We start from the raw sequence: 25,834 nt of genomic DNA, 5'->3' as shown, positions 1-25,834 counted from the left end.
AAATTTGATGTTTGAAGGAGGTACGTTTGTCCAGACCTTAATCCTGCGCTCAGCGCAATGGTCCGGGCTCGTCAAGCGGGCAGGCAGCCCAGCTGCGCCAGCGTGTCGGCGACCGCCCGGTCCAGCGGCGTGTGCGGCTCCGATCCCAGGAAGGCGGTCAGCTTGGTGTTGTCCAGGCGCACCGGCCGCTGCCACAGATAGCGCATCTCCCGCATTTCGCGCAGCGTGGTGACAAAGGGCGACGCCAGCGTCACCAGCCACCAGGGGAAGGGTTTGAGGACGGGTTGCCGGCCGGTACGGGCCGCGACCACGCGCTGGATGCTGGCCGCCATCTCCACCCCCGGCTCCAGCCAGTGGCCGCCGAAGTGGAAGGACTCGAACGCCGCCAGATCACCTTCCCGCGCCAGCAGGCGGACCAGGGCTTCACCCACGTCGGGCAGGTAGGCCCAGGCGTGGCCGATGCCGTGGGGGCCGGGGTAGGGGATGGCGGTCACGGGCTTGCCCGGCGTCACCAGCCCCTGGCCGAACCAGTTGTTGCCGGCATGGGGGCCGAAGAAGTCGCCGCAACGCAGGATCAGCACGCGCGCGCCCTCCCGCGCCGCCGCCTCCAGCCGCCGTTCCAGGGCGACGCGGATGCCGCCCTTCACCGTCAGGGGATTCTGGGGCGAGGTCTCGGTCAGGGTGGGCAGGGCGTCGGGGCCGTAGTTGTAGACCGTGCCGGGCAGGACGATGCGGGCGCCCGCCGCCTTGGCGGCGGCGATGGTGTTGTCCACCATGGGCAACACCAGCGTGTCCCAGTCCCTGTAGCCCGGCGGGTTCACGGCATGGACGATGACATCCACCCCGACCGCCGCCTGGACCACGTCGGCCCTGTTCATGGCGTCCCCCTGGATCCACTGGGTGCCGGCCAGATCCGGCCGCGTGCCCTGGCCGCGCGCCAGGGCCTTCACCGTCCAGCCGGCCCGCAGCAGGGCCGCCGCCGCCGTGCCGCCCACCCCACCCTTGGCGCCGATCACCAGGACTGTCTTGCCGTTCGCGTTCATTCTCTCTCTCCGTCATCTCACCGTTGCGTTGACCGGACAGTGAGCGCGCCAGGGACTAAACGGAATTGCGCAATAACGTTGGTTTGATATACATAAATTTATGACTAGAATCGAACCCGGCTGGGAACTGTACCGCTCCTTCCTGGCGGTGCTGCGGGAGGGCAGCCTGTCGGCGGCGGGGCGTGTGTTGGGACTGACCCAGCCCACCATCGGCCGCCATGTGGAGGAACTGGAGCGGGCGCTGGGCGCCGCGCTCTTCACCCGCTCCCCGCAAGGCCTGACCGCCACGGAGACGGCGCTGGAACTGCGCCCCCATACGGAGGTGATGGAGTCGGCCGCCGCCGCCCTGCTGCGCGTGGCCTCCGGCCCGGCCGGAGAGGTGCAGGGCAGTGTGCGCGTGACCGCCAGCGAGGTGGTGGGGGTGGAGGTGCTGCCCCCCATCCTGGCGGCTTTCCGCCGGGACCATCCCAAGGTCGCGGTGGAACTGTCCCTGTCGAACGAGACGGAGGACCTGCTGCGCCGCGACGCCGACATCGCCGTCCGCATGGTGCGGCCCACGCAAGGGGCGCTGGTCGCCCGGCATTTGGGCGTCATCGCGCTGGGCCTCCATGCCCACCGCCGCTATCTGGACGCTTATGGCGCCCCCGCCACCTGGGATGATCTGGCCAGCCATAGCCTGATCGGTTTCGATACCGAAACAGCTGCGATCCGTGCCCTTCGCGCGCAAGGGCGGTATTTCGGTCGGGAGCATTTCGCCTTCCGCGCCGATAGTGACGTGGCCCAGCTGGCGGCCATCCGTGCGGGTATCGGCATCGGCATTTGCCAGGTCGGGGTGGCGCGACGCGACCCGGACCTGGTGCACCTGCTGCCCGGCACCCTGGGCTTCGACCTCGACACCTGGCTGGTCATGCATCCGGACCTGAAGTCCAGCCGGCGGGTGCGCCTGCTCTACGACCATCTGGCCCAGGGGCTGGCCGCCCATATCCGCGCCGGCGGCGATGGAGGGCGGCGCGTGTGGGCCCGCCGTGGCGTCAAGTCCCGGTGCCGCCGCCGGGGCATGAAAGGTTCGGCATTGCCAGCGGTGTCGGCTTGGAAGAAAACTGCGACCGCTAACATGCGCTTTTCCAATTCAGGGTAGGACTTCCCATGAAGCTGCTGCGTTACGGCCCCGTGGGCCAGGAGAAACCCGGCCTGCTGGACGCCGCCGGCCAGATCCGCGACCTGTCGGGCCATGTGACCGACATCGGCCCCGCCCAGCTGTCGGCCGAGGGCCTGGCCGCCCTGGCGGCGCTGGATGTCGCCAGCCTGCCGGTGGTGTCCGGCGACCCGCGCCTGGGGGTCCCCTACACCGGCATTTCCAAGTTCCTGGCCGTCGGCCTGAACTATGCCGACCACGCCGCCGAATCCAACCTGCCCCTGCCGAAGGAGCCGGTGCTGTTCACCAAGGCCATCAGCTGCCTGAACGGCCCCAATGACGACGTCGTGCTGCCCAAGGACAGCGTGAAGTCGGATTGGGAGGTGGAGTTGGGCATCGTCATCGGCAAGACCGCCCGCTATGTCGAGGAGGCCGACGCCCTGAGCCATGTGGCCGGCTATGTCCTGATCAACGACGTGTCGGAGCGCGAGTACCAGATCGAGCGCGGCGGCACCTGGGACAAGGGCAAGGGCTGCGACACCTTCGGCCCGGTCGGCCCCTGGCTGGTGACGGCGGATGAGATCGCCGATCCGCAGAACATCGACCTGTGGCTGGACGTCAACGGCAGCCGCCGCCAGACCGGCAACACCAACACCATGATCTTCGGCGTGGCCACCCTGGTCAGCTACATCAGCCGCTTCATCACCCTGCAGCCGGGCGACCTTATCACCACCGGCACCCCGCCGGGCGTGGGCATGGGCGTGAAGCCGGAGCCGGTGTTCCTGAAGGCCGGCGACGTCATGCGCCTGGGCTCCGACCTGTTGGGCACGCAGCAGCAGACGGTCGTCGCCTGGCGGCGCTGAGCCTTTCGGGACTGGTTGGTGTAAAAGCGGGGGGCGGAGCGATCCGCCCCCCGTTGTCATTGTGAGGGCCCCGCCGCATGCGCCTTCTCGTCACCGGTTCCTCAGGTCCCCTGGGCGCCGCCATCGTCCGCCAAGCGCGGGGCCGCGGCTGGGCGGCGGTGGGGCTGGACATCCGGCCGGGCGCCACCACCGACATTCTGGCCGACGTGGCGGATGATGACGCGCTGGCGCGGGCGGTGGCGGGATGCGATGCCATCATCCATGTGGCGGCCCTGCATGCGCCCCAGGTGGGCCGCGTGCCGGACGCGGACTTCCACCGGGTGAACGTGGATGCGACCGCCTTGCTGCTACGGCGGGCGCGGGCGGCCGGCGTGGGGCGTTTCATCTATACCTCCACCACCTCGCTCTATGGCCACAGCCTGGTGCCGGCCCCCGGCCGGCTGGCCTGGGTGGATGAGGATTTGGCGCCCCGGCCACGCGACATTTATGACGAGACTAAACTGGCGGCCGAGGCCCTCTGCGCCGACGCCACCTTCCCGCGCGGCTGGGCGATTTTGCGCATCGCCCGCTGCTTCCGGGAGCCGGCGGCGGCCCGTGCCGCTCACCGCCTGCACCGGGGGCTCAACATGGCGGATGCCGCCGCCGCCCATGTGCACGCCGTGACGGTGGACGTTCCCGGCACCTTCGTCATCTCCGCCAGGACACCGTTCCGGCGGGCGGAGGCGGACAGTCTGGCCCAGGACGCCGCCGGTCTCATCCGTGCCCGGTTGCCCCGGGTGGCGGCCCTGTTCGACCGCCGGGGCTGGCCCCTGCCGGCGCGGCTGGACCGGGTGTACGACGCTACCCGCGCCGCCGCCCTGCTGGGCTTCCGCCCGCGCTTTGATTTTTCCCGGCTTTAGGGGCTGATGCCCATTGCCTGGGCCAGCCAGGCGCGCTCACCGGCGTCGTCCGCCGGATCGCCCATCCACGTCAGGGCTGGGGTGGGGTGATAGCTGACGTTGGATCCGCGCGGCCGTTCCACCCAGGCTTTGTGGCCGAACGACATCCCGGCGTAGCCGGAAGGCAGTGTCGCCTGGCTTATCTCCATGAAGATTGTGTCGGCATTGGTTTCCGTGCCCGCCTGGCGCACGTTGGGCAAGGCCAGGAACAAATCCATCAGGTCCAGGCAGGCGGACACACAAGCGCCGTCGGTCAGTATGATGATCTGGCCACGCATGGGGTTGGGCGGTGGGCGCAGGGGCTGGCTCCGGGCGGGGGCCTCTTCCGTGAAGGTGGCTTGGCCGGCGGCAATGGCGTCGTCATAGCGTTTCAGCCGGCGCCGCAATTTGGCCGCGGTGCCGATCTGGGAACCGATATCGGTGATCTGGGGCAGATCGGCGGCGAGTTGGTCCCGGTTCAGCCGGGTGGCGCGATAGACCACGGGCCCCAGGGCGGGCTTATCGGCGTTCACCATATCCGACCCCCACAGCAGATCAGCCAGGGTATTGGCGAACTCGGCGCTGCCACCGGTGTTGCCGCGCACATCGACCACGACCGTCCGCGCCCGGCGGATGGCCTCGCGATGGGTCTTCACCGCCGCCAAGGTGCGTTTCCAGGCATGATCGCTCGTCATGTCCGGCGCTCCGATCCACCAGCCGTCCCGCCCCCAACGGTTGAGGCCAAAATGCGCCTGGGCCGCCCGCGCGGGCTTGCTATCCATCTCCGTTGTGGGACGGTAACTCAGGGTATAGGAGCGGGCTGGGCCGCCACCGGGTGAGGCGAAGGAACAGGTTTTCAGCGGCGGCTGGAACAAGCTGTGCTCACTGGCCCACAGCAACCAGAAGGCGTGCAGGCGGCGCTGGGAGTCCAGGGCCAGGTCCTTGCCGTTGCGCTCCTGCCGATCATGAGACAGGGCAGCGGCAGACATGCCGTCGCAGGCGACCAACTGGGCGCCCGCCGGGGGGAGGGCCGTATCGGGCGCGTGGGCGACGACGGCGTAGGCGCTACCGGTCCAGGTCAGGTTGAAGCCCGGCCAGTCATAGAGGCGGCCCAAGGAGGCGGCATGCTTGGTCGCATAGGTGCCGATGTGGCTGTCGCGGAAGCCGCCGGCGTAAAAGCGCAGGAGGTCGAAGTAGGTGATCTCATCCTGGACGCCGGGCAGCAGCTTCCTGGCCTCGTCCCGCCCGCTTTCCAACCAGGCGCGGAAGGGCGCGCTGTCCTTTTGCACCACCATGGCCGGGTGGTTGGCCACCAGGATGTCGTGCAGGCCGTTCAGGTCGGTTTCGGCGGCCCGCCGCCAATCCTGCGCGGTGGCCGCCGATGCCGCGCTGGCCGCCATCGCCAAAAGGGCGGTCAGCACGCCCATGCCCAACCGGCCCCGCATCACCGTCATCCTTCGCTCATCTTAGCGGATGGCAGTGTGCCGGGGGCGGGTTCCCGCTTCCATGGCTTAAATGTCGCGGCGCCTATCCATCCACCGCCGCCTCGATCAAATCGGCGGCCTCATCCAGGCCCCGGCGGCGCGCGGCCTCGGCCGGCGTGTGGTCCAGCGGGTTGCGGAAGGTGGGGTCGGCGCCGAAGGAGAGAAGCAGTTCGGCCACCGCCACCGCCTTGTCCTCCTCATCCGGCAGGCAGAACAGCGCGGGCTCGCCGGGCCGGTCCTGGCGGTTGGCGCGGTTGGGTTCCTCGATCAGCAGGGCGCGCAGCCGGTCCACCGCTCCGGCGAAGCAGAGGCCCCGGAAATTGCGGCTGTGGCCGGCCAGGAAGGCCGCCATCTCCGTCTCGCCGTGATAGACGGCGTGGGTGAGGGGGCTGCCGCCATAGCGCCCGTCGAACGCGTCGACCTCCGCCCCGCGCTGGATCAGCAGCCGCGCCACCTCGATCGCGCCGGCGTGCGCGGCGAAATGCAGGGCGCGGCAATCGTGGTCGTCCGCCACGTCGGGCGACATGCCGAGATCCAGCAGCACCTCGGCCAGGTCCGCGCGGTGCCGGCGGATGGCGGTGGCCATGGGCCCGATCCGCCGCAGGAATGCGGGATGCGCCTGCGCCAACCGGCGCAGGGTGGCGACATCACCGGCGGCGACGGCGGCGGTGAACGCCTCTTCCTCGGTCAGGGCCGGCGGGATGGCGCCATGGCGCAGCAACACCTCGGCGATGGCCTGGTGGCCGCCGAGCAGGGCCAGCTTGATGACCGGCTGACGGGAATAGAAATCGATGCCGCGCGCATCCGCCCCGTGGGCCAACAGCCATTCGGCCCGCCGTGGATGGTTGTTGGACACGGCATTGCCCAGCAGGTAGGCGATGGCGCTGGCGGCACGCGCGCCGCCCAGGGCGTTCGGGGCGGGCCCTGTCCACGTGCTCGTTTCCCCCCGCTTGGCGGACTCATCCCATAGCAGGTCCAGCCAGAAGGTGTCGTCGGCGCCCAGCGAGGTATTGTACAGCGCCTGGGCGGCGAAGGGGTTGGCGCCCCGATCGATCAACAGGTGGGCGAAGGCCTCGGCCTGCGGATGGGGCGCCTGGCCGCCCTCGCCACCGCCGATGACACCCACCAGTGGGGTGAATTCGGGCGCCTCGCTGGACCAGCCGGCGTCAGGATCGGCACCGGCATCCAGCAACAGGGCGGCGATGGCCAGCGCGTTCCGCTCGACAGCCGCCAGGGGCAGGCGCGCATAGGCCAGGCGTAGCAGCGGCGTCCAGCCGTCGAAATCGCTGCGGTCGTGAACCAGGCCGGGCTCCTTGTCCAACAGGTGGCGCACACCATCCAAGTCGTGGGCCACGATGGCGGCATGGATGCCACTGCGGGCGATTTCCGGATGGCGGGCCAGCAGACGGGCGGCCACGGCACCCCGGCCGGGGCCGTCGCGCTCATAATCCCCCCATTTGCGGGTGCCGGGATCGGTGCCGTAGCGGTTGACCGACTTCTCCAGCACCAGGCGGATGCGCTCGGCTGTGGTGCGGGCGCGGTCCTCCATCTCCTGCCGCAGGGCGGCCCAGGTGGGGAAGCCATGCTCCCGCGCCAGGGCGTGCTGCACCTCGCGCAGCTTGGGCGGGGCGGCGTGGCCGGGGAAATGGGTGAGGAAGCGCCGCGCGGCCTGCGCATCGCCGCCGGTCATGGCCTTCAGCCAGCGCTTGGCCTCCCGGCGCAAGCCGTCGATGGTGGCGCCCGGTGAAAGGGTACGGGGGGAGAGGATACGGGATGGGGAAACGGGGGACATGGGCCTTCCTTCCGAAAAACGCCCGATGTCCGCTACAAAGGGCCGGAAGAAGGGGGGGATGTCTGTACGGACGAAGCCGAATGGGTGGAGGCCAGGCCCCCTTGCCGCGGACAGGTGGCGCCCCACTGCGCACTAAGGGGGATGAGACCCTGGACGGGGCGCGCTGTCAATGGGAGGGATGACGCCGTCAGGCCGACAGCACATCCACCCCGCGCCGTCCGGCGGCGGTGATCAGGGCGGCGTCGCAGGACGCGAGCGGGAACCGTTTGCGCAACGCCAGCTCAAGATAGGCGGCGTCATAAAGGGTCAGGTTCTCGTCTTGGGAGAGCCGCCGGGTGGCACCCCATGCCTGACGGTCGGTGTCCTCGTCGCTTTGGATCGTCAGACGTCCCAGCCGCGCGAGCGAGCGGTCGGCGAAGGCCACATCACACCGACCACGCCGGACCGCATTCCGCAGCACGTTGGCGACCTCAAGGCGCCAAAGGGCGGGAACCCAGGCGCCCTCAGCCACGACGCGGCGCATGACGGCGTGGGCGGCCTCCGTGCGTTCATCATTGAATAGCCATGCTATGGCCATGGAGGCGTCGACGACGACGCTCATCCGCGACGGCCTTCTTCGATCAACTCCCGGATGGAGACGTCACCGAGGGAATGGTGATGGCTTTCAGCGATGATCTCGGCCGCGGCGGCCTCCGCGTCTTGGCGCGCGCGGACATGAGCGGCCCACCGCCTGATAACCAGATCGCCGTCCTGCAATTCGATTTCCACCGTTTCCCCGTCCGCCAGGCCGCAGGCCCTGGCGACATCCATGGGCACCCGGATGGCCAGGTTCTTTCCCCATTTTCCGACGACACTGTGGGACATGGCGCCACTCCCTTGTGCGGGGAATAGTCTGGCATATCCCAGCGACCGCCACAACGGCGTGCGAACGCCCCAGGGCAGGCGCGAAGCGGAAAGCAAATCCGCGTTCTGACAGTGATCGCTGGTTTCTGATCTGAAGGGAGTTGGCTGGGGGACTTGGATTCGAACCAAGGTTGACGGAGTCAGAGTCCGTAGTCCTACCGCTAGACGATCCCCCAGCAGGACGGGCCGCGATGCCGGTTGGCGCACGAGCCTTAACAGGCTTGTACGCGCATGATCCGATGCTGTCGCGGAAGAAATTGGCTGGGGGACTTGGATTCGAACCAAGGTTGACGGAGTCAGAGTCCGTAGTCCTACCGCTAGACGATCCCCCAGCAGAACGAACGCGATGCCGTTAAGTCACCGTATCCGTCGGACGGCGCGGCTTATAACACCCCTCTTTGGGGATGGGTAGCCCTTTCTTGGAAATTTTTTTGACAGTCCGTCCCAGGCGCGGGGCCGGGCTGTGGGCGGCGGGAACGCCTGGTGACGGGGGCTGGGGGCGGGCGATGGAGCCAGGGATGGTGGGGTGGCCCCATCCAATGTCGCATTGCCGCAGGGCGGACGGGTGCGCGAGGGTGGTGGTGCGGTGCGTGTTTCATGGTCTAGGATAAAGCCATGTGTGCCGCGCCGGCGCCGGGGCGCCCCCGAAGACCATCTGGTCCCAAGGCGGCCGACCCGACCCGGGTCCAGGCGGTTTCGAGCGACGAGAAGGCTGGTTCGGCGATGAGTGATGCGGGCGTTCAGCCCTTGCCGGATGCCGGCGCCCCCCGGGGTGCGGGTCCGGGTGAGCCTTTGCGACGGCCGATCCTGGCCGCGCTGGACCTTGGCACCAACAACTGTCGTCTGCTGATCGCCCGGCCGGGGCGCGAGGGCTTCCGCATCATCGATGCCTTCTCCCGCATCGTGCGGCTGGGCGAGGGGGTGAGCCGCACCAACGCCCTGTCGGATGAGGCGATGGCCCGCACCGTGGCGGCGCTCAAGATCTGCGGCAACAAGATGCGGCGGCGCGGCGTCACCGACCTGCGCGCCGTGGCGACGGAGGCCTGCCGCCGCGCCGCCAACTGCAACGCCTTCATCGACCGGGTGGTGGAGGAGACGGGCATCCGCATCGAGATCATCTCGGCGGAGGAGGAGGCGCGGCTGGCGCTGGCGGGGTGCGCCGCCCTGCTGAACCGCCGCATTCCCCGCGCCCTGGTGTTCGACATCGGCGGTGGCTCCACCGAGATCATGTGGCTGTCGTTCAACCGTGGCCGGCCCATCCTGATCGACCAGGTTTCCGTTCCCCAGGGGGTGGTCAGCCTGACGGAGACCTTCGGTGGCGACCGCGTGCTGCCGGAGGCCTATCGCGGCATGGTGGGGACGGTGGGATCCGCGCTGGCCGATTTCGAGGCCCGCAACGACATCCGGCGCGACGTCGCCGCCGGCCGGGTGCAGATGCTGGGCACCTCCGGCACCGTCACCACGCTGGCCGGCATCCGTCTGGGCCTCACCCGCTATGACCGCTCCCAGGTTGATGGGTCCTGGCTGGGGTTGGAAGAGGCGCGGGCGATCAGCAAGTCGCTGCTCCACCTGGATTACGCCGGCCGCTCCGCCCATCCCTGCATTGGCCATGACCGCGCCGACCTGGTCATCGCCGGTTGCGCCGTGCTGGAGGCCATCTGGGAACGCTGGCCGGTGGAGAACCTGCGCATCGCCGATCGCGGCGTGCGCGAGGGTATCCTTACCGAGCTCATGGCCGCCACGCGCGGCCGGATCTGAGGTTTGCCTTGCCTTTACGGCTGTGGCGACCAATATCCGCGGTTCGATTCCATGTTTTGATTCGCCGAAGATGACGGGGCCGCGGGCCCGGTCCGCCAAACCGGGTTTTCCATCACCATGACCAAAAGCACCAAGGATCTGGGCAGCAAGCTGAGCGGGCGCGGCCTGACCGTGCGCGTCAAGACCAAGGCCAAGCGCTCCGTCTCTTCCGCCCGCTGGCTGGAACGCCAGTTGAACGATCCCTATGTGGCGGAGGCCAAGAAGCGCGGCTACCGCTCTCGCGCGGCCTTCAAGCTGCTGCAGCTGGATGAGAAGTACCACCTGCTGCGCCCCGGCACCCGCGTGGTCGACCTAGGCGCCGCCCCCGGCGGCTGGACCCAGGTGGCGGTGGAGAAGGTGCGCGGCGCCAAGGTCGTGGGCCTGGACATCCTGGGCATGGAGGATGTGGCGGGCGCCATCACCATGGAGATGGACTTCCTGCTGCCCGAGGCGCCCGACCGCCTGAAGGAGGCGCTGGGCGGCCCCGCCGACGTGGTGCTGTCCGACATGGCGGCCCCTACCACCGGCCATCCCAAGACCGACCATCTGCGCATCATGGCCCTGGCCGATGCCGCCTATGCATTCGCCGCCGAGGTGCTGGCCCCCGGCGGCGCCTTCGTCGCCAAGCTGTTCCAGGGCGGGGCGGAACGCGGCCTGCTGGACCAACTGAAGCGTGACTTCGCCGTGGTCCGCCACGCCAAGCCGGCGGCCAGCCGCGCCGACAGTTCGGAGACCTACGTGGTCGCCACCGGCTTCCGCCGCACCGCCAGCCAAGGCGCCTACATCCCGGAAGAGGACTGAATGCGTCGCCCGCCACCGTGGGAGGGGTGAGAACGGCGCAGACCTGCCATCGCGGATTTGCCCCATATCTGGTGGGTTCACAAGCGACCTAGCGCGTGTATAGTGCGTCGAACCTTAAGCCCTGGATGACTCGACCGGCCCCCCGCCTGGGGACGGGTGGGTCGTCCCATACCTGTATCTGACGCCTGGCCACCCGCTGCACCTGGGTCGGCCGCCTAGGGAGATGGTTCATGACCCGTGCGCTCCAAATTCGCGAAGCCCTGACCTTCGACGACGTCCTGCTGGAGCCCGCGGCGTCCAGCGTCATGCCGGGCGAGGTCGACACCCGCACCCGCCTGACCAAGACCATCGAGCTGGGCATCCCCCTGTTGTCGTCCGCCATGGACACGGTGACCGAGGCGGCGCTGGCCATCGCCATGGCCCAGGCCGGCGGCATGGGCGTCATCCACCGCAACATGGATATCGAGCGCCAGGCCGAGGAAGTGCGCCGGGTGAAGCGCTTTGAATCCGGCATGGTGGTCAACCCCATCACCATCGCCGCCGACGCGACGCTGGCCGACGCCCTGGGCCTGATGGCGCGCTATCACATCTCCGGCATCCCGGTGGTGGAGAACGGCGCCGCCGGCAAGCTGGTCGGCATCCTGACCAACCGCGACGTGCGCTTCGCCACCAACCCGCACCAGCCGGTGTCGGAACTGATGACGCATCAGAACCTGATCACCGTGCGCGAGGGCGTGGGCAAGGACGAGGCCAAGCGCCTGCTGCACAGCCACCGCATCGAGAAGCTGCTGGTGGTGGACGACGCCTACCGTTGCATCGGCCTGATCACGGTCAAGGACATCGAGAAGGCGCAGTCGCACCCCAACGCCTGCAAGGATGAGAAGGGCCGCCTGCGCGTCGCCGCCGCCACCGGCACCGGCCCCGACGGCCTGGCCCGCGCCGAGGCCTTGTTCGACGCCGGCGTGGACGTGCTGGTGGTCGATACCGCCCATGGCCATTCCGCCAAGGTGCTGGACCAGGTGAGGGCCGCCCGCAAGCTCAGCAACTACACCCAGGTCATCGCCGGCAACGTCGCCACCGGGGCCGCCGCCCTGGCGCTGATCGACGCCGGCGCCGACGCCATCAAGGTGGGCATCGGCCCGGGGTCCATCTGCACCACCCGCATCGTCGCCGGCGTGGGCGTGCCGCAGCTGACGGCGGTGATGGACGTGGTGGACGCCTGCCGGGAGCGGGGCATCCCCGTCATCGCCGACGGCGGCATCAAGTATTCCGGCGACTTGGCCAAGGCCATCGCCGCCGGCGCCGACTGCGCCATGCTGGGCAGCATGTTCGCCGGCACGGACGAAAGCCCGGGCGAGGTCATCCTGTACCAGGGCCGTAGCTACAAGAGCTATCGCGGCATGGGCTCGGTGGGCGCCATGGCGCGCGGCTCCGCCGACCGCTACTTCCAGGCGGAGGTCAGCAACACCCTGAAGCTGGTGCCGGAAGGCGTGGAAGGCCGCGTGCCCTACAAGGGCCCCGTGGGCAGCGTCATCCACCAGCTGGTGGGTGGCCTGCGCGCCGCCATGGGCTACACCGGCAACGGCACCTTGGCCGAGATGCAGACCAACTGCCGCTTCGTGCGCATCACCAACGCGGGCCTGCGTGAAAGCCATGTCCACGACATCCAGATCACCAACGAGTCGCCGAACTACCGTCCGGGCTGATTTCCGAAGTCCGTTCAGGCCCTCCTTTCCCAGCGGCATGAGGCATGCCTCATGCCGCTGTAGGCCCCGACCCTGTTTTCAGGAAGATGGGCGGCCGCCGGAAGTTTCCGGGGAGCGAAGCGGACTGGAAACTGAGGATAAGCCAAGGGCGCGGATGCGCCCGGCCGGCGTTTGAGGCACCGAGAAAGAAGACCCATGACCCCGACCGCCCGCCTGCAGGCGGCCATCGACCTTCTGGCGGAGGTGCTGGCCACGCCGCGCCCCGCCGATGCCGTGGCCAGCGCCTTCTTCCGCGCCCGCCGCTACATCGGCGCCAAGGACCGCACAGACGTGGCCGAGAAGGTCTACGGCATCCTGCGCCGCTGGGCCCGCCTGCACTGGTGGCTGAACCGGGCGGGATATGGCGGAGAGGGCCAGCCGGCGGTGGATGCCCGCGCCCTGCTGATCGCCGACGAACTGCTGACCCGGGGCCGCGGTGCGGCCTCGGTGGCGGAGCATTTCAACGGCGGCAAGTTCGCGCCCATGCCGCTGGAGGCGCATGAGCGCGCCCTGATCCAGGAACTGGAAACCCACACCCTGGACCATCCGCAGCAGCCGGACGCCGTGCGGGCGGAGGTGCCGGACTGGGCGGCGGACACGCTGCGCCAGGCCCTGGGCGACCGCTTCGTGCCGGAAATGCAGGCCATGCTGACGGCGGCCCCCATGGATCTGCGCGTCAACCCGGTGAAGGGTACCCGCGAGCAGGCGCTGGCCGCGCTGGCCAAGGCGGGCGTGACTGCCGAGCCCACGCGCATCTCCGCGCTGGGCATCCGTGTGCGCAACCGCTTCCCTATCGCCACGCTGAAGGCCTTCCAGGACGGCCTGCTGGAAATCCAGGACGAGGGCTCACAGCTGGTGGCCTTCGCCACCAACCCGCAGCCGGGCCAACAGGTGGTGGATTTCTGTGCGGGCGCCGGCGGCAAGACGTTGGCCATCGCCGCCATGATGGCCAACAAGGGCCGCGTGGTCGCCTGTGACGTGCTGGATGGCCGGCTGAAGCGGGCGCAGGAGCGGTTCCGCCGGGCGGGCCTGCACAACATCGAGACGCGGCCGCTGAAGTCCGCTCGCGACCCCTGGGTGAAGCGGCACAAGGGCCGCTTCGACCGCGTGGTGGTGGACGCGCCGTGTAGCGGCACCGGCACCTGGCGCCGCAACCCCGACGCCCGCTGGCGCCAGCTGGGCCCGGGCCTGTCGGAACTGTTGCCCTTGCAGGCGGAAATCCTGGACAGCGCCGCCCGTCTGGTGCGGCCCGGCGGCCGGCTGGTCTACGCCACCTGCTCCCTGTTGCCGGAGGAGAACCAGAACCAGGTGACGGCCTTCCTGGCCAGCCATCCGGACTTCACCCTGATGCCCATCCAGGAAGCCTGGCCAGAGGGTATGGGCACGCCGCCCAGCACCGGCGACATGCTGTCGCTGTCCCCCGCCCGCCACGACACCGACGGCTTCTTCGCCGCCGTCATGGTGCGCCAGGAGGCGGCCCCGGGGGCCGCCGAAGGCACTGAAGCGGCGGATGAAGCCGTGGAGGATACGGCCGAGGCCTGATCCCCCGCCCCGGGCCCCGACCAACACCACCCTCCCTCGCGCCACCCTCTGGCGGGCCGCGGGAATCTGCGGCAGGATGGTGGAAGCGGTAACGGGAACGAGGGGCGGTTTATGGCTCACGGTCCGGCGGAAATCGGTTTGGTGCGGCACGCGACGGTGGCGGACGCCGCCGCCATCGCCCGCGTCCATGTCGCCAGCTGGCGCACGACATATCCCGGGCAGTTGCCCGACGACTATCTGGTGGGCCTGTCGCCCGAGGCGCACGCGGCGCGTTGGCGCGGCCTGCTGGCCGGGCGTCAGCGCCGCACCTTTGTCGCCATGGGGGAGAACATCGCCGCCGACGGCTTGCCCGCCACCGGCGTGGTGGGCTTCGCCACCTGCGGCCCCCAGCGTACCGAGATACGGGGCTATGAGGGCGAGTTCTACGCCATCTATCTTTACGACCACGCCCAGAACCAGGGCCATGGCCGCCGTCTGATGGCCGCCATGGCGACGGAGCTGCTGTCGTCGGGCATGCGCTCCGCCTGTGTCTGGGTGCTGCGCGACAATCCGGCCCGCTGGTTCTATGAACGCCTGGGGGGCGGTCGTTTGGCCGAACAGCCCATCACCTTCGCCGGCGCCCGCCTGACGGAGGTCGCCTATGGCTGGCTGGACCTGGCGCCGCTGGCCCGCCTGTCGTCGTACAGCGAGCGGTGAGGGCCATCTTGAACGCCGGTGTCGGGTGTCGCGCCCGGGCCTTTCAGGTTCTGCGCAACACGGTGAAGTGCATGGAGCGACGCACGCGGAAGCCCAGCCTCTCATAGACCGTCTTGGCGGACCCGTTCTCCGTCTTCACATGCAGGAAGGGCGTCTTGCCCGCCGCCACGATGCTGGCGGCCACCGCGCCGACCAGGGCCTGGGCCAGGCCCCGGCCACGGAAATCCGGGTCGGTGCAGACGGCGCTGACCTCCTGTAGGCCCGGCAGGTGCATGCGCTGGCCGCTCATGGCCATCAGCCGGCCGTCCTCACTGCGCAGGCCGGAATAGACGCCCATGCGGATGGTGCCGGGCAGGAAGGGCCCGGGCTCCGTCCGGGTGGCCAGATCCACCATGTCGGGCACGTCATCGACTCCCAAGGTCAGCAACGGGCCGGTGGCGGATGTCGGCGGGGCGACCAGCGTCTCGCACACCATCTGGTCGATTTCCCGCGCCCGCAGCACCTGCCACGCATCGGCCGGCCCCTCCTGGATCAGGGTGTCCACCGCCATCGGCGTCACCAGGCCGATGGCGCGCCCGGCCGGCACCAGGGCTGTCAGGTCGGCCAGCGCCTGCGCTGTCGGTTCCGCCAGGCTGGCGAGGGGGGAGATGTCCTCGGCGTACCGTGCGGCCAGGCCCCGCGCCACACCCAGGGGCTGGTGCAGGGTGGTCAGGGCGTTCCACACCGGATTATCCAACAGGGTCAGGTCGGCCAAAGCGAATCCCCCAATCGTTGCCCCCTTTGGATAGGCATGCGGGTGGGTTGGCGCAAGGGGCAAAGGTCTACCGGTGGTGCCTGCCGCCCGGCCCGGAAAGCGAAAGGCCCTCTCCCCCCGCAGGGAAGAAGGCCTTTTCGTTTCGCCGCGATTCCGGCCGGCGCGCCGGCTTCAAGGCCAGGCGCGCGGGGTCTTGAACCAGCGTCACAGCATGGCGTTGATGCACAAGGCCGCGACGGCGGCGATGGACAGCATGCCGGCGGCCTCGACCAGGGCGGTGAGGCGGGCGGCGAAGCCGAAGGAGGACGTGGTCCGGGTGGCATTGGCGGCGGCAGTGGCGGTGGTCATGATCGATATCCCCTTGTGATGTGTAGGATCGCTGGTCGGGCGATGGTCGTTGGTCGAAACGTGGGTTGGTTGGGCGGGTGGCTTACAGCATCGCGTTGATACTGGCGGCGACCACCAGGGCGACGGCCAGCATGGCGACCGTCTCGACACTCTCGATGGACGGCAACACCTTGAAAAAGCGGAAGGAAGCGGTGCGGGGGGCCACGGTGAAGGTGGTCATTTTCATCTCCATCAGGATGGTGGGTCGGTGTTGCCCCTACAAAAGCAAAGGGCGTGCCAGTCGTTGAAGATGGCGAAAATCCTGATGTTATGGCCTGCATCAACCGAACGTGAACCGCTTTCCTGCCATTAAGTCGCCATGTTGGCGACTTAATGAGAGATTTACCCATCGCATACTGTCCGCTCTCGGACACTGTCCGTTTCCGGACGGTTGGCGGATGTTCGGTTACGGCGCTATTTCCCGGGCGCCGCCTGGTCGATGAAGGCAGTGATGGCTTCCATCACCCCGGGGGCCAGGGGAAGGGTGGGGTCGGCATAGGTGGCGATGTTGGCCTTGGGCTCCGCCGGCGCCGTTTTCAGCACATGATTGGCCCCGGGAATGAGGGCCAGGGTGGCCGTTGGCTGGGCCTGGGCCAGCCGGTGGGCGTCCTCGACGCTGACCTGCAGGTCCGTTTCCCCTTGCAGAACCAACAACGGCACCGTCAGGCCGGCTGCCGCCTGCGTCGGGCTGACGGCGTCCATGGACATGAGGTAGGGCTGGATGCTGGGTCGGTAGAGGGCCTTCAATCCCGGCGGCACGTCATCCACCGTCCGGCCTGCCTTCAGCGCCGCCTGGATGGTGGCCACCTGGCCCAGCACGTCCGGTGGCGCGCCCCGGTCGCGCAACTGTTGCAGCCGAATGTCCTCGAACGGGCGGCCGGCGCCGGACAGCGACAGCACGCCGCAAACCGCCACGCCCTCCGCCGCCAGCCGCGTCGCCGCCAGGGTGGCGATGGTCGCCCCCTCCGAATGGCCCAGCAGCATGACGCAGCGCACCTGCGGCTGGTGGGCCAGGAAGCGCGCCCAGGCGGTCATATCATCGACATAGGTGGTGAAGCGCAGCTTGTCCTCGCCGGGGCAGGCGGCAGCACTCTTGGCGATGCAGCGCTTGTCCACCCGCAGGCTGGCGATGCCATGGGCCGCCAGGCCCTGGGCGATCAGCTTCAGCACGTCACTGCGAACCCGCAGCGTCGTGGCGTTGCCGTCGCGGTCGGATGGGCCCGAGCCCGCCTGCATCAGCACCGCAACGCCTCCCCGCCACCCCTCTGGCCTCAAGTAGGTGCCGTAGAGCGGCGCGGCACCCCCGGCTATGCTGACCTCTCCCACCGGGGCGGCGGCAGTGGGGGCACTGGCGGCGGCGGGTGTGTCGGCCACCTGGGCGAAGGCGGGCTGGGTGCCAAGGCCAAGCGTCAGCGACAGGGAGGCCAGCAAGGCGGGGCCCCAACCCCGGAGGCGGGGGTGGGTGGGATGGATTGTGGGCATGGGGCATCATCTCCTGAAGGCTCGTGGGCGAGGGCAGGGCTGGTCGAACCCGGAAGTAGACTTCATAGTTTGTTATTTAGCAAAATAACAAATGAATGTCCCGCTCATGCTCCCGGGACCTTGGGCCCGAGGTTTCGCCCGCGTTCAGCGCGGGGGGCCCTTGCCCGTCCGGCGCTTGCTGTCCCGGGTGCCTTGGACTAGCGTGCGGCCACCCTCGCAACCCCCATCATATGGATAAGGCCATGGCCACAGAGACGACGTCCGATCGGGTCCTCATTCTCGATTTCGGGTCTCAGGTGACCCAGCTCATCGCCCGGCGGGTGCGTGAGGCGGGCGTGTACTGTGAGATCCATCCCTTCTCCATGTCCGAGGAGGCCATCCAGGCCTACGCGCCCAAGGCCATCATCCTGTCGGGCAGCCCGGCCTCGGTGACGGAAGAGGGCAGCCCCCGTGCGCCGGGCATCGTCTTCACCAGTGGCCTGCCCGTCCTGGGGATCTGCTATGGCCAGCAGACCATGTGCGAGCAGCTGGGCGGCAAGGTCGAGCCGGGCGAGACCCGCGAATTCGGCCGCGCCTTCGTCGACGTGAAGGAGCCCTGCGCCCTGTTCGAGGGCGTGTGGCAGGTCGGCGCCCGCGAGCAGGTGTGGATGAGCCACGGCGACCGCGTCGCCAGGCTGCCGGAAGGTTTCCGCATCGTGGCGACCAGCGAGGGCGCGCCCTACGCCATCATCGCCGACGATGACCGCCGCTTCTACGCCGTGCAGTTCCATCCGGAGGTGGTGCACACCCCGCATGGCGACGCGCTGATCCGCAACTTCCTGTTCTCGGTATGCGGCCTCAGCGGCAGCTGGACCATGGCCGCCTTCAAGGCCCAGGCCATCGAGAAGATCCGCGCCCAGGTCGGCAGCGGCAGGGTGATCTGCGGCCTGTCCGGCGGCGTCGACAGTTCGGTCGCCGCCGTGCTGATCCATGAGGCCATCGGCGAGCAGCTGACCTGCATCTTCGTCGACACCGGCCTGATGCGGGCGGGCGAGGCGGATGAGGTGGTGACGCTGTTCCGCGACCACTACAACATCCCGCTGGTGCATGTGGACGCGGCCGACCTGTTCCTCGGCAAGCTGGCCGGCGTCAGCGACCCGGAGGTGAAGCGCAAGACCATCGGCGCCACCTTCATCGACGTGTTCGATGCTGAGGCCAAGAAGATCGGCGGCGCCGGCTTCCTGGCCCAGGGCACGCTCTACCCCGACGTCATCGAGAGCGTCAGCTTCACCGGCGGCCCCAGCGTCACCATCAAGTCGCACCACAATGTGGGTGGCCTGCCGGAACGCATGAACCTGAAGCTGGTGGAGCCGCTGCGCGAGCTGTTCAAGGACGAGGTCCGCCGCCTGGGCGTGGAACTGGGCCTGCCCCCGGCTTTCATCGGCCGCCATCCCTTCCCGGGCCCGGGCCTGGCCATCCGCATCCCCGGCGAGATCACGCCGGAGAAGCTGGAAATCCTGCGCAAGGCCGACACGGTCTACCTGGAGGAAATCCGCAACGCCGGCCTCTATGACGCCATCTGGCAGGCGTTCGCCGTGCTGCTGCCGGTCCGCACCGTGGGTGTGATGGGCGACGGCCGCTCCTACGACTACGCCTGCGCCCTGCGCGCCGTCACCTCGGTCGATGGCATGACGGCCGACTACTACCCCTTCCCGCATGAGTTCCTGGGCCGGGTGGCGACCCGCATCATCAACGAGGTGCGCGGCATCAACCGCGTGACCTACGACATCACCAGCAAGCCGCCGGGCACCATCGAGTGGGAGTGATTTTTGCCTCCGCGTGAGCACTCGACAGTACGCTAAAGTACGACATAACCCACTGAAAATACTTGAATAATCCGTCGGCATCTATCAAGGCCGATCGCGGGGCTAGCCTCGCGGTTGACGGTCTGGCTGACGGTATGTCGGCTCTTGCCGACAGCGCCAAGTGAAGATACCGTCAGGGGATATCGAGCCCCTGACGGTATTTTTTTGACCTCAGTGCTTTGAACTAAAAGGATAAAATGCCTGGGTGCCAAGGCCCTTTTGGGTTGACGGTATTTTTTGGCGGCGCTATCGCGCTTTTGCCGATGTCGGAGGCCCAGAATGCTGACGGACGCTGGTATCAAGGCACTGAAACCAAAGGCAAAAGCATACAAGGTCTCGGACCGTGACGGTATGTACGTCGTCGTCCAGCCGTCGGGCACGATTGTGTTCAGGCTGGACTATCACCTGAACGGAAGGCGGGAGTCCGTGACGTTGGGTCGATATGGCGCGGCCGACCTGTCCCTGGCGCGTGCCAGAGATAAGGTGATCGAAGCCCGACGGGCGGTTCTGGAAGGACGGTCGCCAGCCCAAGAGAAACAGCGGGAAAAGCGCCGCCTCAAGGAGGCCAAACGCTTTGGCGAGTTTGGTGAGCGCTGGCTGCAGGAGGCCCGAATGGCCGATAGCACGCGCGCGATGCGGCGGATCATTTATGAACGGGACATCCTTCCCACATTCCGGAACCGACTGCTGACTGAAATCGAGTCAGATGATGTCCGTGCCATGTGTGCGAAGGTGAAAGCGCGCGGCGCTCCCGCCACGGCTGTGCAGGTCCGGGACATTGTGAAGCTCATCTATGGCTTCGCCATCCTGCATGGCGAGAAGGTGGCGAACCCTGCCGAGAGCGTCAACCCGGCGTCCATCGCTACCTTTGTCCCGAAGGACCGGGCGCTGTCGCCGTTGGAGATACGGCTCATGCTGGGGCAGTTGGAACATGTCCCCACGCTGCCCACCATCCGGCTCGGCCTTAAGTTCATCCTGCTCACTATGGTGCGCAAGAGTGAACTGCTGGACGCAACCTGGGACGAGGTCGACTTTGAGAATGCGGTTTGGGCTATTCCGAAAGAGCGGATGAAGCGGGCCAAGCCGCACAATGTGTACTTGGCCCAACAAGCCATCGATATCCTGATCGCGCTCAAGACCTGCGCTGGCGGTTCGCGGTACTTACTGCCCTCGCGCTATGATGCGGATGCGCCAATGTCCCGGGCGACCTTCAACCGCATCACCACAGCGGTTGTGGCGCGCGCGGAGAAGGAGGGACTGCCGCTGGCGGCCTTCACCGTCCACGACCTTCGGCGGACGGGCTCCACTCTCCTGAACGAGTTGGGCTTCAACCGCGATTGGATAGAGAAGTGCCTTGCCCATGAGGATAGCCGGTCCTCACGAGGTACATACAACCGTGCGGAATACGAACATCAGCGCCGGCACATGCTGCAGGAATGGGCCAACTTGGTCGACGCTTGGGCGGCAGGGAGGAAATACCTCCCGACCCTGCTGCCGCCAGCAATGGACCTTTTGGCGCCAGAGCCTACCGCTTGACGGGCCTGGTCTTTCGCAACTTCACGTCAGGGGCTGGGGCACGATTAATAGTTTTGGCCCGTGACGCCTGCCGGCGCGCCTCAAGCCAGGCTTCAACCTCGCCCAGATCCCACACCACGCAGCGTGATGTGAGGTAGAAACGCTGCGAGAATTCACCACGCTGCTCCATGTCATAGATGGTCGTATCTGCGAGCGGTACGATTTCCCGCAATTGATGCCGGCGTATCGTCCGCGTTTGGCCGTGACTTTCCAATCGTTTCATGTCGTCCACCTCCTGATGACCTGAAGCGATTGAAGCGGATTATTCAGGTCAAGTGCGAGAATTCTCAGGATAGGAGATCAATTGGCGGGCCTGTCGTAAAATTGGCATGCGCCTGCGCTAATGACGATGTGAAGGTCCCACAGCTTTCCTGAGGCTCTCCTTCCGTATGGGAGAGTGGGCCCTTCGCCCCCTCTCCCCCGCGAGCGCCGGGCGCCGCCCGGCAGGGCCGCGGCCGCGCAGGCCCGGCGTTATGGTCATGATCACGGAGGCGGCGACGGTCCCGCCCGTCCTGGCAACCCGGCCGGGCGCGTCGGCGCTCGCCCCCCTCTCCCCCCGCGCGGTCGCCCGCCTCCGGGAAGCACGCACGGGTGCTTCCCGGCGGGATTTTACCGATGGAGACGATCATGGGAGAGCTCTTGACCCTGCCTTTGTCCAAGCTCAGCGCTTCGGATGCCAACATGCGCAAGACCGCCCGCGACAGCGGGCTGGAGGAACTGGCGGCCAGCATCGCCGCTCATGGCCTGCTGCAAAACCTCACCGTCCGGCCTGTCCTCGATGGCCAGGGGCAGGAGACGGGGCGCTATGAGGTGGTGGCCGGTGGGCGCCGGTTGGCGGCGCTCAAGCTCCTGGCCCAGCGCAAGCGCCTGCCCAAGGCGGCCCCCATCCCCTGCGCCCTGCTGGGGACGGCCAACGCCCTGGAGGTCAGCCTGGCCGAGAACAGCTACGTTCCGCCCCATCCGGCGGACCAGTTCGAGGCCTTCCACCGTTTGCATGCCGCCGAGGGCTTGCCGGCCCTGGAGATCGCAGCCCGCTTCGGCGTGGCTGAGCGGACGGTGAAGCAGCGCCTCAAGCTGGGCGCGGTGTCCGCCCGGCTGACTTCGTCGTCAACCGCCGGGTGGTGCGCACCCGCATCGCCCGGGAGGTCAAGCGCGCCATCGCCAGCCTGGGCGTGCCGGCGCTGGAGGCCAGCCTGGCCCAACGGGTGATCTACGCCGAGGCGGCGGGGTCCGGCCTGCTGGCGCGGGAGATCGACCGGGCCTCGCCGGCGGTGCGCGAGGTGGCGGCGCTGGCCGCCGAGGTGCTGCGGGGGCGGCCATGACCCGCCGGCCCGCCCCCGTGCTCGCGGCCCGTCCGCGCGACGATGCCCAGCGCTGGGTCGATGGCGACGGCAAGGGTCGCACCGCGCCCAAGGCCGAGGCCTACAGCGCCCGCCTGACCATCGACGTCACGCCGGCCTTGCGCGGCCGCATCAAGGTCGCGGCCTTCCGTCAGGGTGTCACCGTGGCGGACCTGCTGCGCGCGATGCTGGAGGAGCGCTTCGGCGCGGGGCCGTCATGATCGCGCCGGCTTCCCTGGGTGGCTCCCTGATCAGTGTCGAACTGGTGTTCCACCGCGATTGGATCGAGCGTTGGCTGCGCTTCGGCCATCCGGTGGCGGATCAGGTGCTGGACCGGCGGCGGCGCCTGCTGTTCTTCGCCCCCGGTGCCGTGTTCGGCTATGTGCGGTGGGAGGGCAACGCCCACGGCACCGTGCTCTCCCGCATCGACATCCTGCGGGCCTGTGCCGCCGGGGAGGGGTGCGTCACCGTTCCCGGCGTCGATCCTGGGGGTGACAGCCTGCTGCGCCTGTCGGGCTGGCCCCGGGTGAAGCGCACGCTGGAACTGGTCGACATGCTGGAGGCCGATGGCTTCGACCCGGCGGCGGTGGCGCCGGACTACTGGCGCCATGCCCACAACCGCCTGGCCTGTGGCCAAGCCCCCCGGCGCTATGGCCGGGATCAGCATGCCGCCTTGTGCCGGCGCCGGGGGGTGGGGGCATGACGCGCCGGATTGTCCTCCTGCTGGCGGGCCTGGCCGCCGTGCTACTGCTGATCCTCGCCACGCCAGGCCGCTGGCCTGTACTGGTGTGGAACGCCACCGCCAGCGCGCCCCTCGGCCTCTATCGCCTCCGCCCCCTGGCGGATGGCGGCCTGGCCCCCGGCGCCTATCTGCTGGTGCGGCCCGATGCCGCTCAGGCCCGCCTCTTTGCGGATCGCGGCTACCTACCCCTGGGCATGCCCTTGCTGAAGCCGGTGGCGGCGGTGGCGGGGCAGCAGGTCTGTGGCCGCGCCGGCTGGATGCTGGTGGACCGACGCCCTCTGGCGCGGGCGCTGGAGGCCGATGGCCGGGGCCGGCCCCTCACCGCCTGGCGCGGCTGCCGGCGGCTGTTCCCCGGCGAGGTGTTGCTGCTGAACCCCGACCGTACCGACGCGCTGGACGGAAGGTATTTTGGACCGACGCCGCTCACCGCCGTCCTGGGCCAGGCGATCCCGTTCTGGGTGAGGCGGGACCCATGACGCCGCCCATCCTTTGCCATCCTGTCGTCCCGACCGCCCTCCAGTCCGCCGCCGCGCGCAGCCGGGGTCAAGGTCAAGCGGCGCTTGGCCTTGACGCGGGCGAGCCCGGTGGCTGAGGGCCACGCTCCGCTCCTCCCGTCGTCGCTGTCGTATCGGAGACCGCCATGCCCGTCCTGACCCTGGCCGCCGCCTGCGGCCTCGCCACCGCCAGTCCGCTGTTCGCGCCGTTGCAGCCTTCGCCGCCCTGCGTGGGGGAGGCCGGACGCTGGCGGGTCGAGATCACCGAAGCAGCCGAGCGCTTCCACCTGCCGCCGTCCTTGCTGATGGCCGTGGTGGCGGTGGAAAGCGCCGGCGACCCGGTCGCGACCTCACCGGCCGGGGCCATGGGTCTGACACAGCTGTTGCCTGGGACCTGGGCCTCCTTGCGGGCCCGGCTGCACTTGGGCGCCAGCGCCTACCAGGTGCGCGACAACTTGCTGGCCGGTGCCGCCCTCCTGGCCGACCTGCGGGAGCGCTTCGGGCCTGTGGACGCCCTGGCCGCTTACCACGCCGGGACCGCGCGTGTGCTGGCGCACTACCGTACCGGCCAGCCGCTCCCGGCGGCAACCCAGCGCTATGTCGCCCAGGTGCTGCGGCCATGGACCCAAGCCCCAAGTGAGCCCTTGGCGCGGGACCAAGGGCTGTTTGTCGTGCTGAGCCACGCCGAGAGGGCACCATGAGAGGCCAGCGCGACGGCGAGGGCGGGGCGTTGATCGGCGGCGAGGGGCGGGGGATCGACGCTTGCCACCCCGATGGACGACGGACGGCAAGATTAAAGGCAGTGCCGTGGGGTGGATTTTACGGGCTGTCAGCGGCAGATTGCCTGGCGTCTGGACGGTGCCAGCTTCGTGGTGCCGTGCCGGTCGCGCCCGCTGAGGGGCGGATTGCCTGGGATTTCCTGGCACGGGGGCATCATGCGGTGCCGTAGTGACCGTGACGCTGACGCATTCCTGCGCCCCCGCCTGGGCCGCTTCCGGGCGGAGCGGCAGCCCCGCCTGTTCAAGGCCAAGGTGCTGGTGGCGCGGGAGCAGGCGGGCGTCATCTCCACCCGCTCCAAGCACTCAATGGCTGGCCGGGGGGCCGGCATGGCCTGGAAGCTCAGCCGGGGCCTCCTGGCCCAGCGCGGGCGCCGCGTCGTGGTCAAGGCCCGCATCGTCCGCCACGGCCGGCGGGGGGCGCCGCTGGGAACCCACCTGGCCTATCTGCGCCGGGAAGGCGTGACCAAGGACGGCCAGCCGGCCCGGATGTTCAGCGCGGACCCCGACGACGCCGACGTGCGGACGTTCGTCAACCGGACGGCGGAGGACCGCCACCACTTCCGCTTCATCGTCAGCCCGGAGGATGCGGCCGACCTCACCGACCTGCGGGCCTACACCCGCGACCTGGTGCGGACCATGGAGCGCGACCTGGGCACCAAGCTGGACTGGGTGGCCGTCGACCACTGGAACACCGACAACCCCCATGTCCACCTGATCGTGCGTGGCAAGGACGAGGCCGGCCGCGACCTGGTCATCCACCGCAATTACATCACCCAGGGCCTGCGGGCACGGGCCCAGGAACTGGCCACCCTGGAACTGGGGCCGCGCTCGGAGTGGGAGATCCGGACCAAGCTGGCGCGGGAGGTGGAGGCCGAGCGCTGGACGCAGTTGGACCGCACCCTGGCTCGGGTGGCCACCACCGATCCCACCGGCGTCATCGACATGCGATCAGAATCGGGCCGGGGCGATGGGGCAGGGGTGCAGGGCTTGCTCATCGGCCGGCTGCAGCGATTGCAGACCCTGGGGTTGGCCTCGACTGACGGGGAAGGGCGCTGGCGCCTGGCCGAAGAGGCGGAGCCCACGCTGAAGGCGATGGGCCGCCGCGGCGACATCATTCGGACCGTGAACCAGATGCTGGGCCGTGCGGTCGGTGACGTGGTAGTCCATGGGCAAGAGGGGCCGGCCCACCCCATCGTCGGTCAAATCACCGCCAAGGGCTTGGACGACGAGTTGACGGGCCGGCCGTTCATCATTGTCCAAGACCAGGAGGGGCGGTCCCACTACCTGCGCTTGGGCGCCGACCTCAATAGTTCGAGCTTGCCCGTCGGTGGCACGGTCCGGGTTACCCGTCATCGGACAGGACTGGTGGTTTCACCCCAGGAGCAGGATTGGACCGCCGATTGGGGATTCCCCGTGGGCCGTGGACCTACGCCGGGATAGTCGGATAGGCCAAAGGGGGTGCGTCAGGCGGGCCGTATCCGGGGAGACGCAGAGTAGGGGTCGAGGGTGGTAACGCCCCGCCCGGCCACGTCGGCGGTATTTCGGGTAACAAGGATCAGCCGATGGATGCGGGCGGTGGCTGCCAATCCGGTGTCGTCGGTATGTTTATCGTTGGTGCCCAACAACCTGCCCCATAGGGCCGCGATCTCGCGGTCGACAGGAAGGATCCGGTCCGCCAGGGCATCAAAGCTCGCCTGCACCCGGGCCTCGATTGCCGCC

The 25,834-nt window shown here is 68.7% G+C and carries 28 protein-coding genes and 2 tRNA genes; 17 read left to right on the top strand and 13 right to left on the bottom strand.

The annotated features are described in order from the left end of the window. Positions 1–71: 71 nt before the first annotated feature. Positions 72–1,043, bottom strand: a complete 972-nt coding sequence (locus FHS74_RS27905; RefSeq protein ID WP_184807544.1) for an NAD-dependent epimerase/dehydratase family protein — start codon at positions 1,041–1,043, stop codon at positions 72–74. 100 nt (positions 1,044–1,143) lie between these two features. On the opposite strand from FHS74_RS27905, the gene FHS74_RS27900 reads away from it, so the two are divergent. The 3 genes from FHS74_RS27900 (at position 1,144) to FHS74_RS27890 (ending at position 3,940) form a co-directional block, all read left to right on the top strand. After that, on the top strand, positions 1,144–2,181 hold the full coding sequence (locus FHS74_RS27900) for a LysR family transcriptional regulator (RefSeq protein WP_184807543.1): 1,038 nt from the start codon (positions 1,144–1,146) through the stop codon (positions 2,179–2,181). A gap of 8 nt (positions 2,182–2,189) precedes the next feature. Continuing rightward, on the top strand, positions 2,190–3,041 hold the full coding sequence (locus tag FHS74_RS27895) for a 2,4-didehydro-3-deoxy-L-rhamnonate hydrolase (RefSeq protein WP_184807542.1): 852 nt from the start codon (positions 2,190–2,192) through the stop codon (positions 3,039–3,041). 77 nt (positions 3,042–3,118) lie between these two features. Next, positions 3,119–3,940, top strand: coding sequence for an NAD-dependent epimerase/dehydratase family protein (locus FHS74_RS27890; RefSeq protein WP_184807541.1), 822 nt, complete (start codon positions 3,119–3,121; stop codon positions 3,938–3,940). Here the strand turns inward: FHS74_RS27890 and FHS74_RS27885 are convergent. From FHS74_RS27885 to FHS74_RS27860, 6 genes are all read right to left on the bottom strand, one after another. Beyond that, on the bottom strand, positions 3,937–5,403 hold the full coding sequence (locus FHS74_RS27885) for a S41 family peptidase (protein ID WP_184807540.1): 1,467 nt from the start codon (positions 5,401–5,403) through the stop codon (positions 3,937–3,939). The genes FHS74_RS27890 and FHS74_RS27885 overlap by 4 nt on opposite strands. Before the next feature lie 82 nt (positions 5,404–5,485). After that, positions 5,486–7,234 carry an ankyrin repeat domain-containing protein gene (locus FHS74_RS27880; RefSeq protein WP_184807539.1) on the bottom strand — a complete coding sequence of 583 codons (1,749 nt, stop codon included), beginning with the start codon at positions 7,232–7,234 and terminating at the stop codon, positions 5,486–5,488. A gap of 187 nt (positions 7,235–7,421) precedes the next feature. After that, positions 7,422–7,835 carry a type II toxin-antitoxin system VapC family toxin gene (locus FHS74_RS27875; protein ID WP_184807538.1) on the bottom strand — a complete coding sequence of 138 codons (414 nt, stop codon included), beginning with the start codon at positions 7,833–7,835 and terminating at the stop codon, positions 7,422–7,424. Next, positions 7,832–8,098 (bottom strand): AbrB/MazE/SpoVT family DNA-binding domain-containing protein, encoded by a 267-nt coding sequence (locus tag FHS74_RS27870; protein WP_184807537.1) that lies wholly within the window; start codon positions 8,096–8,098, stop codon positions 7,832–7,834. Before FHS74_RS27870 ends, FHS74_RS27875 begins: the two co-directional genes overlap by 4 nt. Positions 8,099–8,239: 141 nt before the next feature. Next, positions 8,240–8,313: transfer RNA gene (locus FHS74_RS27865), tRNA-Gln, on the bottom strand. 82 nt (positions 8,314–8,395) lie between these two features. After that, positions 8,396–8,469: transfer RNA gene (locus tag FHS74_RS27860), tRNA-Gln, on the bottom strand. A gap of 391 nt (positions 8,470–8,860) precedes the next feature. On the opposite strand from FHS74_RS27860, the gene FHS74_RS27855 reads away from it, so the two are divergent. The 5 genes from FHS74_RS27855 (at position 8,861) to FHS74_RS27835 (ending at position 14,718) form a co-directional block, all read left to right on the top strand. After that, the gene (locus tag FHS74_RS27855; RefSeq protein ID WP_184807536.1) at positions 8,861–9,895 is read left to right on the top strand and encodes a Ppx/GppA phosphatase family protein; all 1,035 of its coding nucleotides are present in this window, start codon (positions 8,861–8,863) and stop codon (positions 9,893–9,895) included. 117 nt (positions 9,896–10,012) lie between these two features. Then, complete coding sequence (locus tag FHS74_RS27850; protein ID WP_184807535.1) at positions 10,013–10,735, top strand: RlmE family RNA methyltransferase; 723 nt, start codon at positions 10,013–10,015, stop codon at positions 10,733–10,735. 230 nt (positions 10,736–10,965) lie between these two features. Beyond that, entirely contained in the window at positions 10,966–12,441 is a 1,476-nt protein-coding gene (guaB, locus tag FHS74_RS27845; RefSeq protein WP_184807534.1) for an IMP dehydrogenase, read from the top strand. A 195-nt stretch (positions 12,442–12,636) separates the two neighbouring features. Next, positions 12,637–14,022 carry an RsmB/NOP family class I SAM-dependent RNA methyltransferase gene (locus FHS74_RS27840; protein ID WP_184807533.1) on the top strand — a complete coding sequence of 462 codons (1,386 nt, stop codon included), beginning with the start codon at positions 12,637–12,639 and terminating at the stop codon, positions 14,020–14,022. Between the two features lie 111 nt (positions 14,023–14,133). After that, positions 14,134–14,718, top strand: a complete 585-nt coding sequence (locus FHS74_RS27835) for a GNAT family N-acetyltransferase (RefSeq protein WP_184807532.1) — start codon at positions 14,134–14,136, stop codon at positions 14,716–14,718. Positions 14,719–14,761: 43 nt separating this feature from the next. On the opposite strand, the gene FHS74_RS27830 is transcribed toward FHS74_RS27835, so the two are convergent. The 4 genes from FHS74_RS27830 to FHS74_RS27815 all read right to left on the bottom strand — a co-directional run bounded on the left by FHS74_RS27830 (position 14,762) and on the right by FHS74_RS27815 (position 17,341). Beyond that, positions 14,762–15,472 carry a GNAT family N-acetyltransferase gene (locus FHS74_RS27830; protein ID WP_184807531.1) on the bottom strand — a complete coding sequence of 237 codons (711 nt, stop codon included), beginning with the start codon at positions 15,470–15,472 and terminating at the stop codon, positions 14,762–14,764. A 204-nt stretch (positions 15,473–15,676) separates the two neighbouring features. Then, positions 15,677–15,820, bottom strand: a complete 144-nt coding sequence (locus FHS74_RS27825; protein ID WP_184807530.1) for a hypothetical protein — start codon at positions 15,818–15,820, stop codon at positions 15,677–15,679. 82 nt (positions 15,821–15,902) lie between these two features. Next, positions 15,903–16,040: a hypothetical protein gene (locus FHS74_RS27820; RefSeq protein WP_184807529.1), complete on the bottom strand. Its 138-nt coding sequence runs from the start codon at positions 16,038–16,040 to the stop codon at positions 15,903–15,905. Positions 16,041–16,273: 233 nt separating this feature from the next. Continuing rightward, on the bottom strand, positions 16,274–17,341 hold the full coding sequence (locus tag FHS74_RS27815) for an alpha/beta hydrolase (protein WP_184807528.1): 1,068 nt from the start codon (positions 17,339–17,341) through the stop codon (positions 16,274–16,276). Positions 17,342–17,583: 242 nt separating this feature from the next. Here FHS74_RS27815 and guaA point away from each other — a divergent pair, with 242 nt between their 5' ends. Both guaA and FHS74_RS27805 read left to right on the top strand, forming a co-directional pair. Then, the gene (guaA, locus tag FHS74_RS27810; protein WP_184807527.1) at positions 17,584–19,146 is read left to right on the top strand and encodes a glutamine-hydrolyzing GMP synthase; all 1,563 of its coding nucleotides are present in this window, start codon (positions 17,584–17,586) and stop codon (positions 19,144–19,146) included. Positions 19,147–19,464: 318 nt separating this feature from the next. Next, entirely contained in the window at positions 19,465–20,721 is a 1,257-nt protein-coding gene (locus tag FHS74_RS27805) for a tyrosine-type recombinase/integrase (protein ID WP_184807526.1), read from the top strand. Here FHS74_RS27805 and FHS74_RS27800 read toward each other — a convergent pair. Then, complete coding sequence (locus FHS74_RS27800) at positions 20,711–20,983, bottom strand: helix-turn-helix transcriptional regulator (protein WP_184807525.1); 273 nt, start codon at positions 20,981–20,983, stop codon at positions 20,711–20,713. The genes FHS74_RS27805 and FHS74_RS27800 overlap by 11 nt on opposite strands. A 404-nt stretch (positions 20,984–21,387) precedes the next feature. On the opposite strand from FHS74_RS27800, the gene FHS74_RS27795 reads away from it, so the two are divergent. From FHS74_RS27795 to FHS74_RS27765, 7 genes are all read left to right on the top strand, one after another. Beyond that, positions 21,388–21,969 carry a ParB/RepB/Spo0J family partition protein gene (locus FHS74_RS27795; RefSeq protein ID WP_184807524.1) on the top strand — a complete coding sequence of 194 codons (582 nt, stop codon included), beginning with the start codon at positions 21,388–21,390 and terminating at the stop codon, positions 21,967–21,969. Further along, the gene (locus FHS74_RS27790; RefSeq protein ID WP_184807523.1) at positions 21,933–22,082 is read left to right on the top strand and encodes a hypothetical protein; all 150 of its coding nucleotides are present in this window, start codon (positions 21,933–21,935) and stop codon (positions 22,080–22,082) included. The genes FHS74_RS27795 and FHS74_RS27790 overlap by 37 nt, the downstream gene beginning before the upstream one ends. Next, positions 22,079–22,321: a hypothetical protein gene (locus tag FHS74_RS27785; RefSeq protein WP_184807522.1), complete on the top strand. Its 243-nt coding sequence runs from the start codon at positions 22,079–22,081 to the stop codon at positions 22,319–22,321. The genes FHS74_RS27790 and FHS74_RS27785 overlap by 4 nt, the downstream gene beginning before the upstream one ends. Next, positions 22,318–22,803: a DUF2840 domain-containing protein gene (locus FHS74_RS27780; RefSeq protein WP_184807521.1), complete on the top strand. Its 486-nt coding sequence runs from the start codon at positions 22,318–22,320 to the stop codon at positions 22,801–22,803. Before FHS74_RS27785 ends, FHS74_RS27780 begins: the two co-directional genes overlap by 4 nt. Next, on the top strand, positions 22,800–23,318 hold the full coding sequence (locus tag FHS74_RS27775) for a S26 family signal peptidase (RefSeq protein WP_184807520.1): 519 nt from the start codon (positions 22,800–22,802) through the stop codon (positions 23,316–23,318). Before FHS74_RS27780 ends, FHS74_RS27775 begins: the two co-directional genes overlap by 4 nt. 164 nt (positions 23,319–23,482) lie before the next feature. After that, complete coding sequence (locus tag FHS74_RS27770; RefSeq protein WP_184807519.1) at positions 23,483–24,037, top strand: lytic transglycosylase domain-containing protein; 555 nt, start codon at positions 23,483–23,485, stop codon at positions 24,035–24,037. Positions 24,038–24,271: 234 nt separating this feature from the next. Then, entirely contained in the window at positions 24,272–25,555 is a 1,284-nt protein-coding gene (locus FHS74_RS27765) for a DUF3363 domain-containing protein (protein ID WP_184807518.1), read from the top strand. A 23-nt stretch (positions 25,556–25,578) separates the two neighbouring features. On the opposite strand, the gene FHS74_RS27760 is transcribed toward FHS74_RS27765, so the two are convergent. After that, positions 25,579–25,834, bottom strand: a 256-nt coding sequence (locus FHS74_RS27760; RefSeq protein ID WP_484549474.1) for a PIN domain-containing protein, incomplete at its 5' end; no start/stop codon positions are given.

Source organism: Nitrospirillum iridis, from assembly GCF_014205765.1.
Classification (GTDB): Bacteria; Pseudomonadota; Alphaproteobacteria; order Azospirillales; family Azospirillaceae; genus Nitrospirillum; species Nitrospirillum iridis.
The sequence above is the reverse complement of the archived record's forward strand: the minus strand, read 5'-3'. Positions and strand labels throughout refer to the sequence as shown.

Bases quoted from the DNA above. Each gene is read 5' to 3' on its own strand.
- FHS74_RS27905 (WP_184807544.1), bottom strand. From the start codon at position 1,043: ATGAACGCGAACGGCAAGACAGTCCTGGTGATCGGCGCCAAGGGTGGG.
- FHS74_RS27900 (WP_184807543.1), top strand. From the start codon at position 1,144: ATGACTAGAATCGAACCCGGCTGGGAACTGTACCGCTCCTTCCTGGCG.
- FHS74_RS27895 (WP_184807542.1), top strand. From the start codon at position 2,190: ATGAAGCTGCTGCGTTACGGCCCCGTGGGCCAGGAGAAACCCGGCCTG.
- FHS74_RS27890 (WP_184807541.1), top strand. From the start codon at position 3,119: ATGCGCCTTCTCGTCACCGGTTCCTCAGGTCCCCTGGGCGCCGCCATC.
- FHS74_RS27885 (WP_184807540.1), bottom strand. From the start codon at position 5,403: ATGCGGGGCCGGTTGGGCATGGGCGTGCTGACCGCCCTTTTGGCGATG.
- FHS74_RS27880 (WP_184807539.1), bottom strand. From the start codon at position 7,234: ATGTCCCCCGTTTCCCCATCCCGTATCCTCTCCCCCCGTACCCTTTCA.
- FHS74_RS27875 (WP_184807538.1), bottom strand. From the start codon at position 7,835: ATGAGCGTCGTCGTCGACGCCTCCATGGCCATAGCATGGCTATTCAAT.
- FHS74_RS27870 (WP_184807537.1), bottom strand. From the start codon at position 8,098: ATGTCCCACAGTGTCGTCGGAAAATGGGGAAAGAACCTGGCCATCCGG.
- FHS74_RS27855 (WP_184807536.1), top strand. From the start codon at position 8,861: ATGAGTGATGCGGGCGTTCAGCCCTTGCCGGATGCCGGCGCCCCCCGG.
- FHS74_RS27850 (WP_184807535.1), top strand. From the start codon at position 10,013: ATGACCAAAAGCACCAAGGATCTGGGCAGCAAGCTGAGCGGGCGCGGC.
- guaB (WP_184807534.1), top strand. From the start codon at position 10,966: ATGACCCGTGCGCTCCAAATTCGCGAAGCCCTGACCTTCGACGACGTC.
- FHS74_RS27840 (WP_184807533.1), top strand. From the start codon at position 12,637: ATGACCCCGACCGCCCGCCTGCAGGCGGCCATCGACCTTCTGGCGGAG.
- FHS74_RS27835 (WP_184807532.1), top strand. From the start codon at position 14,134: ATGGCTCACGGTCCGGCGGAAATCGGTTTGGTGCGGCACGCGACGGTG.
- FHS74_RS27825 (WP_184807530.1), bottom strand. From the start codon at position 15,820: ATGACCACCGCCACTGCCGCCGCCAATGCCACCCGGACCACGTCCTCC.
- FHS74_RS27820 (WP_184807529.1), bottom strand. From the start codon at position 16,040: ATGACCACCTTCACCGTGGCCCCCCGCACCGCTTCCTTCCGCTTTTTC.
- FHS74_RS27815 (WP_184807528.1), bottom strand. From the start codon at position 17,341: ATGCCCACAATCCATCCCACCCACCCCCGCCTCCGGGGTTGGGGCCCC.
- guaA (WP_184807527.1), top strand. From the start codon at position 17,584: ATGGCCACAGAGACGACGTCCGATCGGGTCCTCATTCTCGATTTCGGG.
- FHS74_RS27805 (WP_184807526.1), top strand. From the start codon at position 19,465: ATGCTGACGGACGCTGGTATCAAGGCACTGAAACCAAAGGCAAAAGCA.
- FHS74_RS27800 (WP_184807525.1), bottom strand. From the start codon at position 20,983: ATGAAACGATTGGAAAGTCACGGCCAAACGCGGACGATACGCCGGCAT.
- FHS74_RS27795 (WP_184807524.1), top strand. From the start codon at position 21,388: ATGGGAGAGCTCTTGACCCTGCCTTTGTCCAAGCTCAGCGCTTCGGAT.
- FHS74_RS27785 (WP_184807522.1), top strand. From the start codon at position 22,079: ATGACCCGCCGGCCCGCCCCCGTGCTCGCGGCCCGTCCGCGCGACGAT.
- FHS74_RS27780 (WP_184807521.1), top strand. From the start codon at position 22,318: ATGATCGCGCCGGCTTCCCTGGGTGGCTCCCTGATCAGTGTCGAACTG.
- FHS74_RS27775 (WP_184807520.1), top strand. From the start codon at position 22,800: ATGACGCGCCGGATTGTCCTCCTGCTGGCGGGCCTGGCCGCCGTGCTA.
- FHS74_RS27770 (WP_184807519.1), top strand. From the start codon at position 23,483: ATGCCCGTCCTGACCCTGGCCGCCGCCTGCGGCCTCGCCACCGCCAGT.
- FHS74_RS27765 (WP_184807518.1), top strand. From the start codon at position 24,272: ATGCGGTGCCGTAGTGACCGTGACGCTGACGCATTCCTGCGCCCCCGC.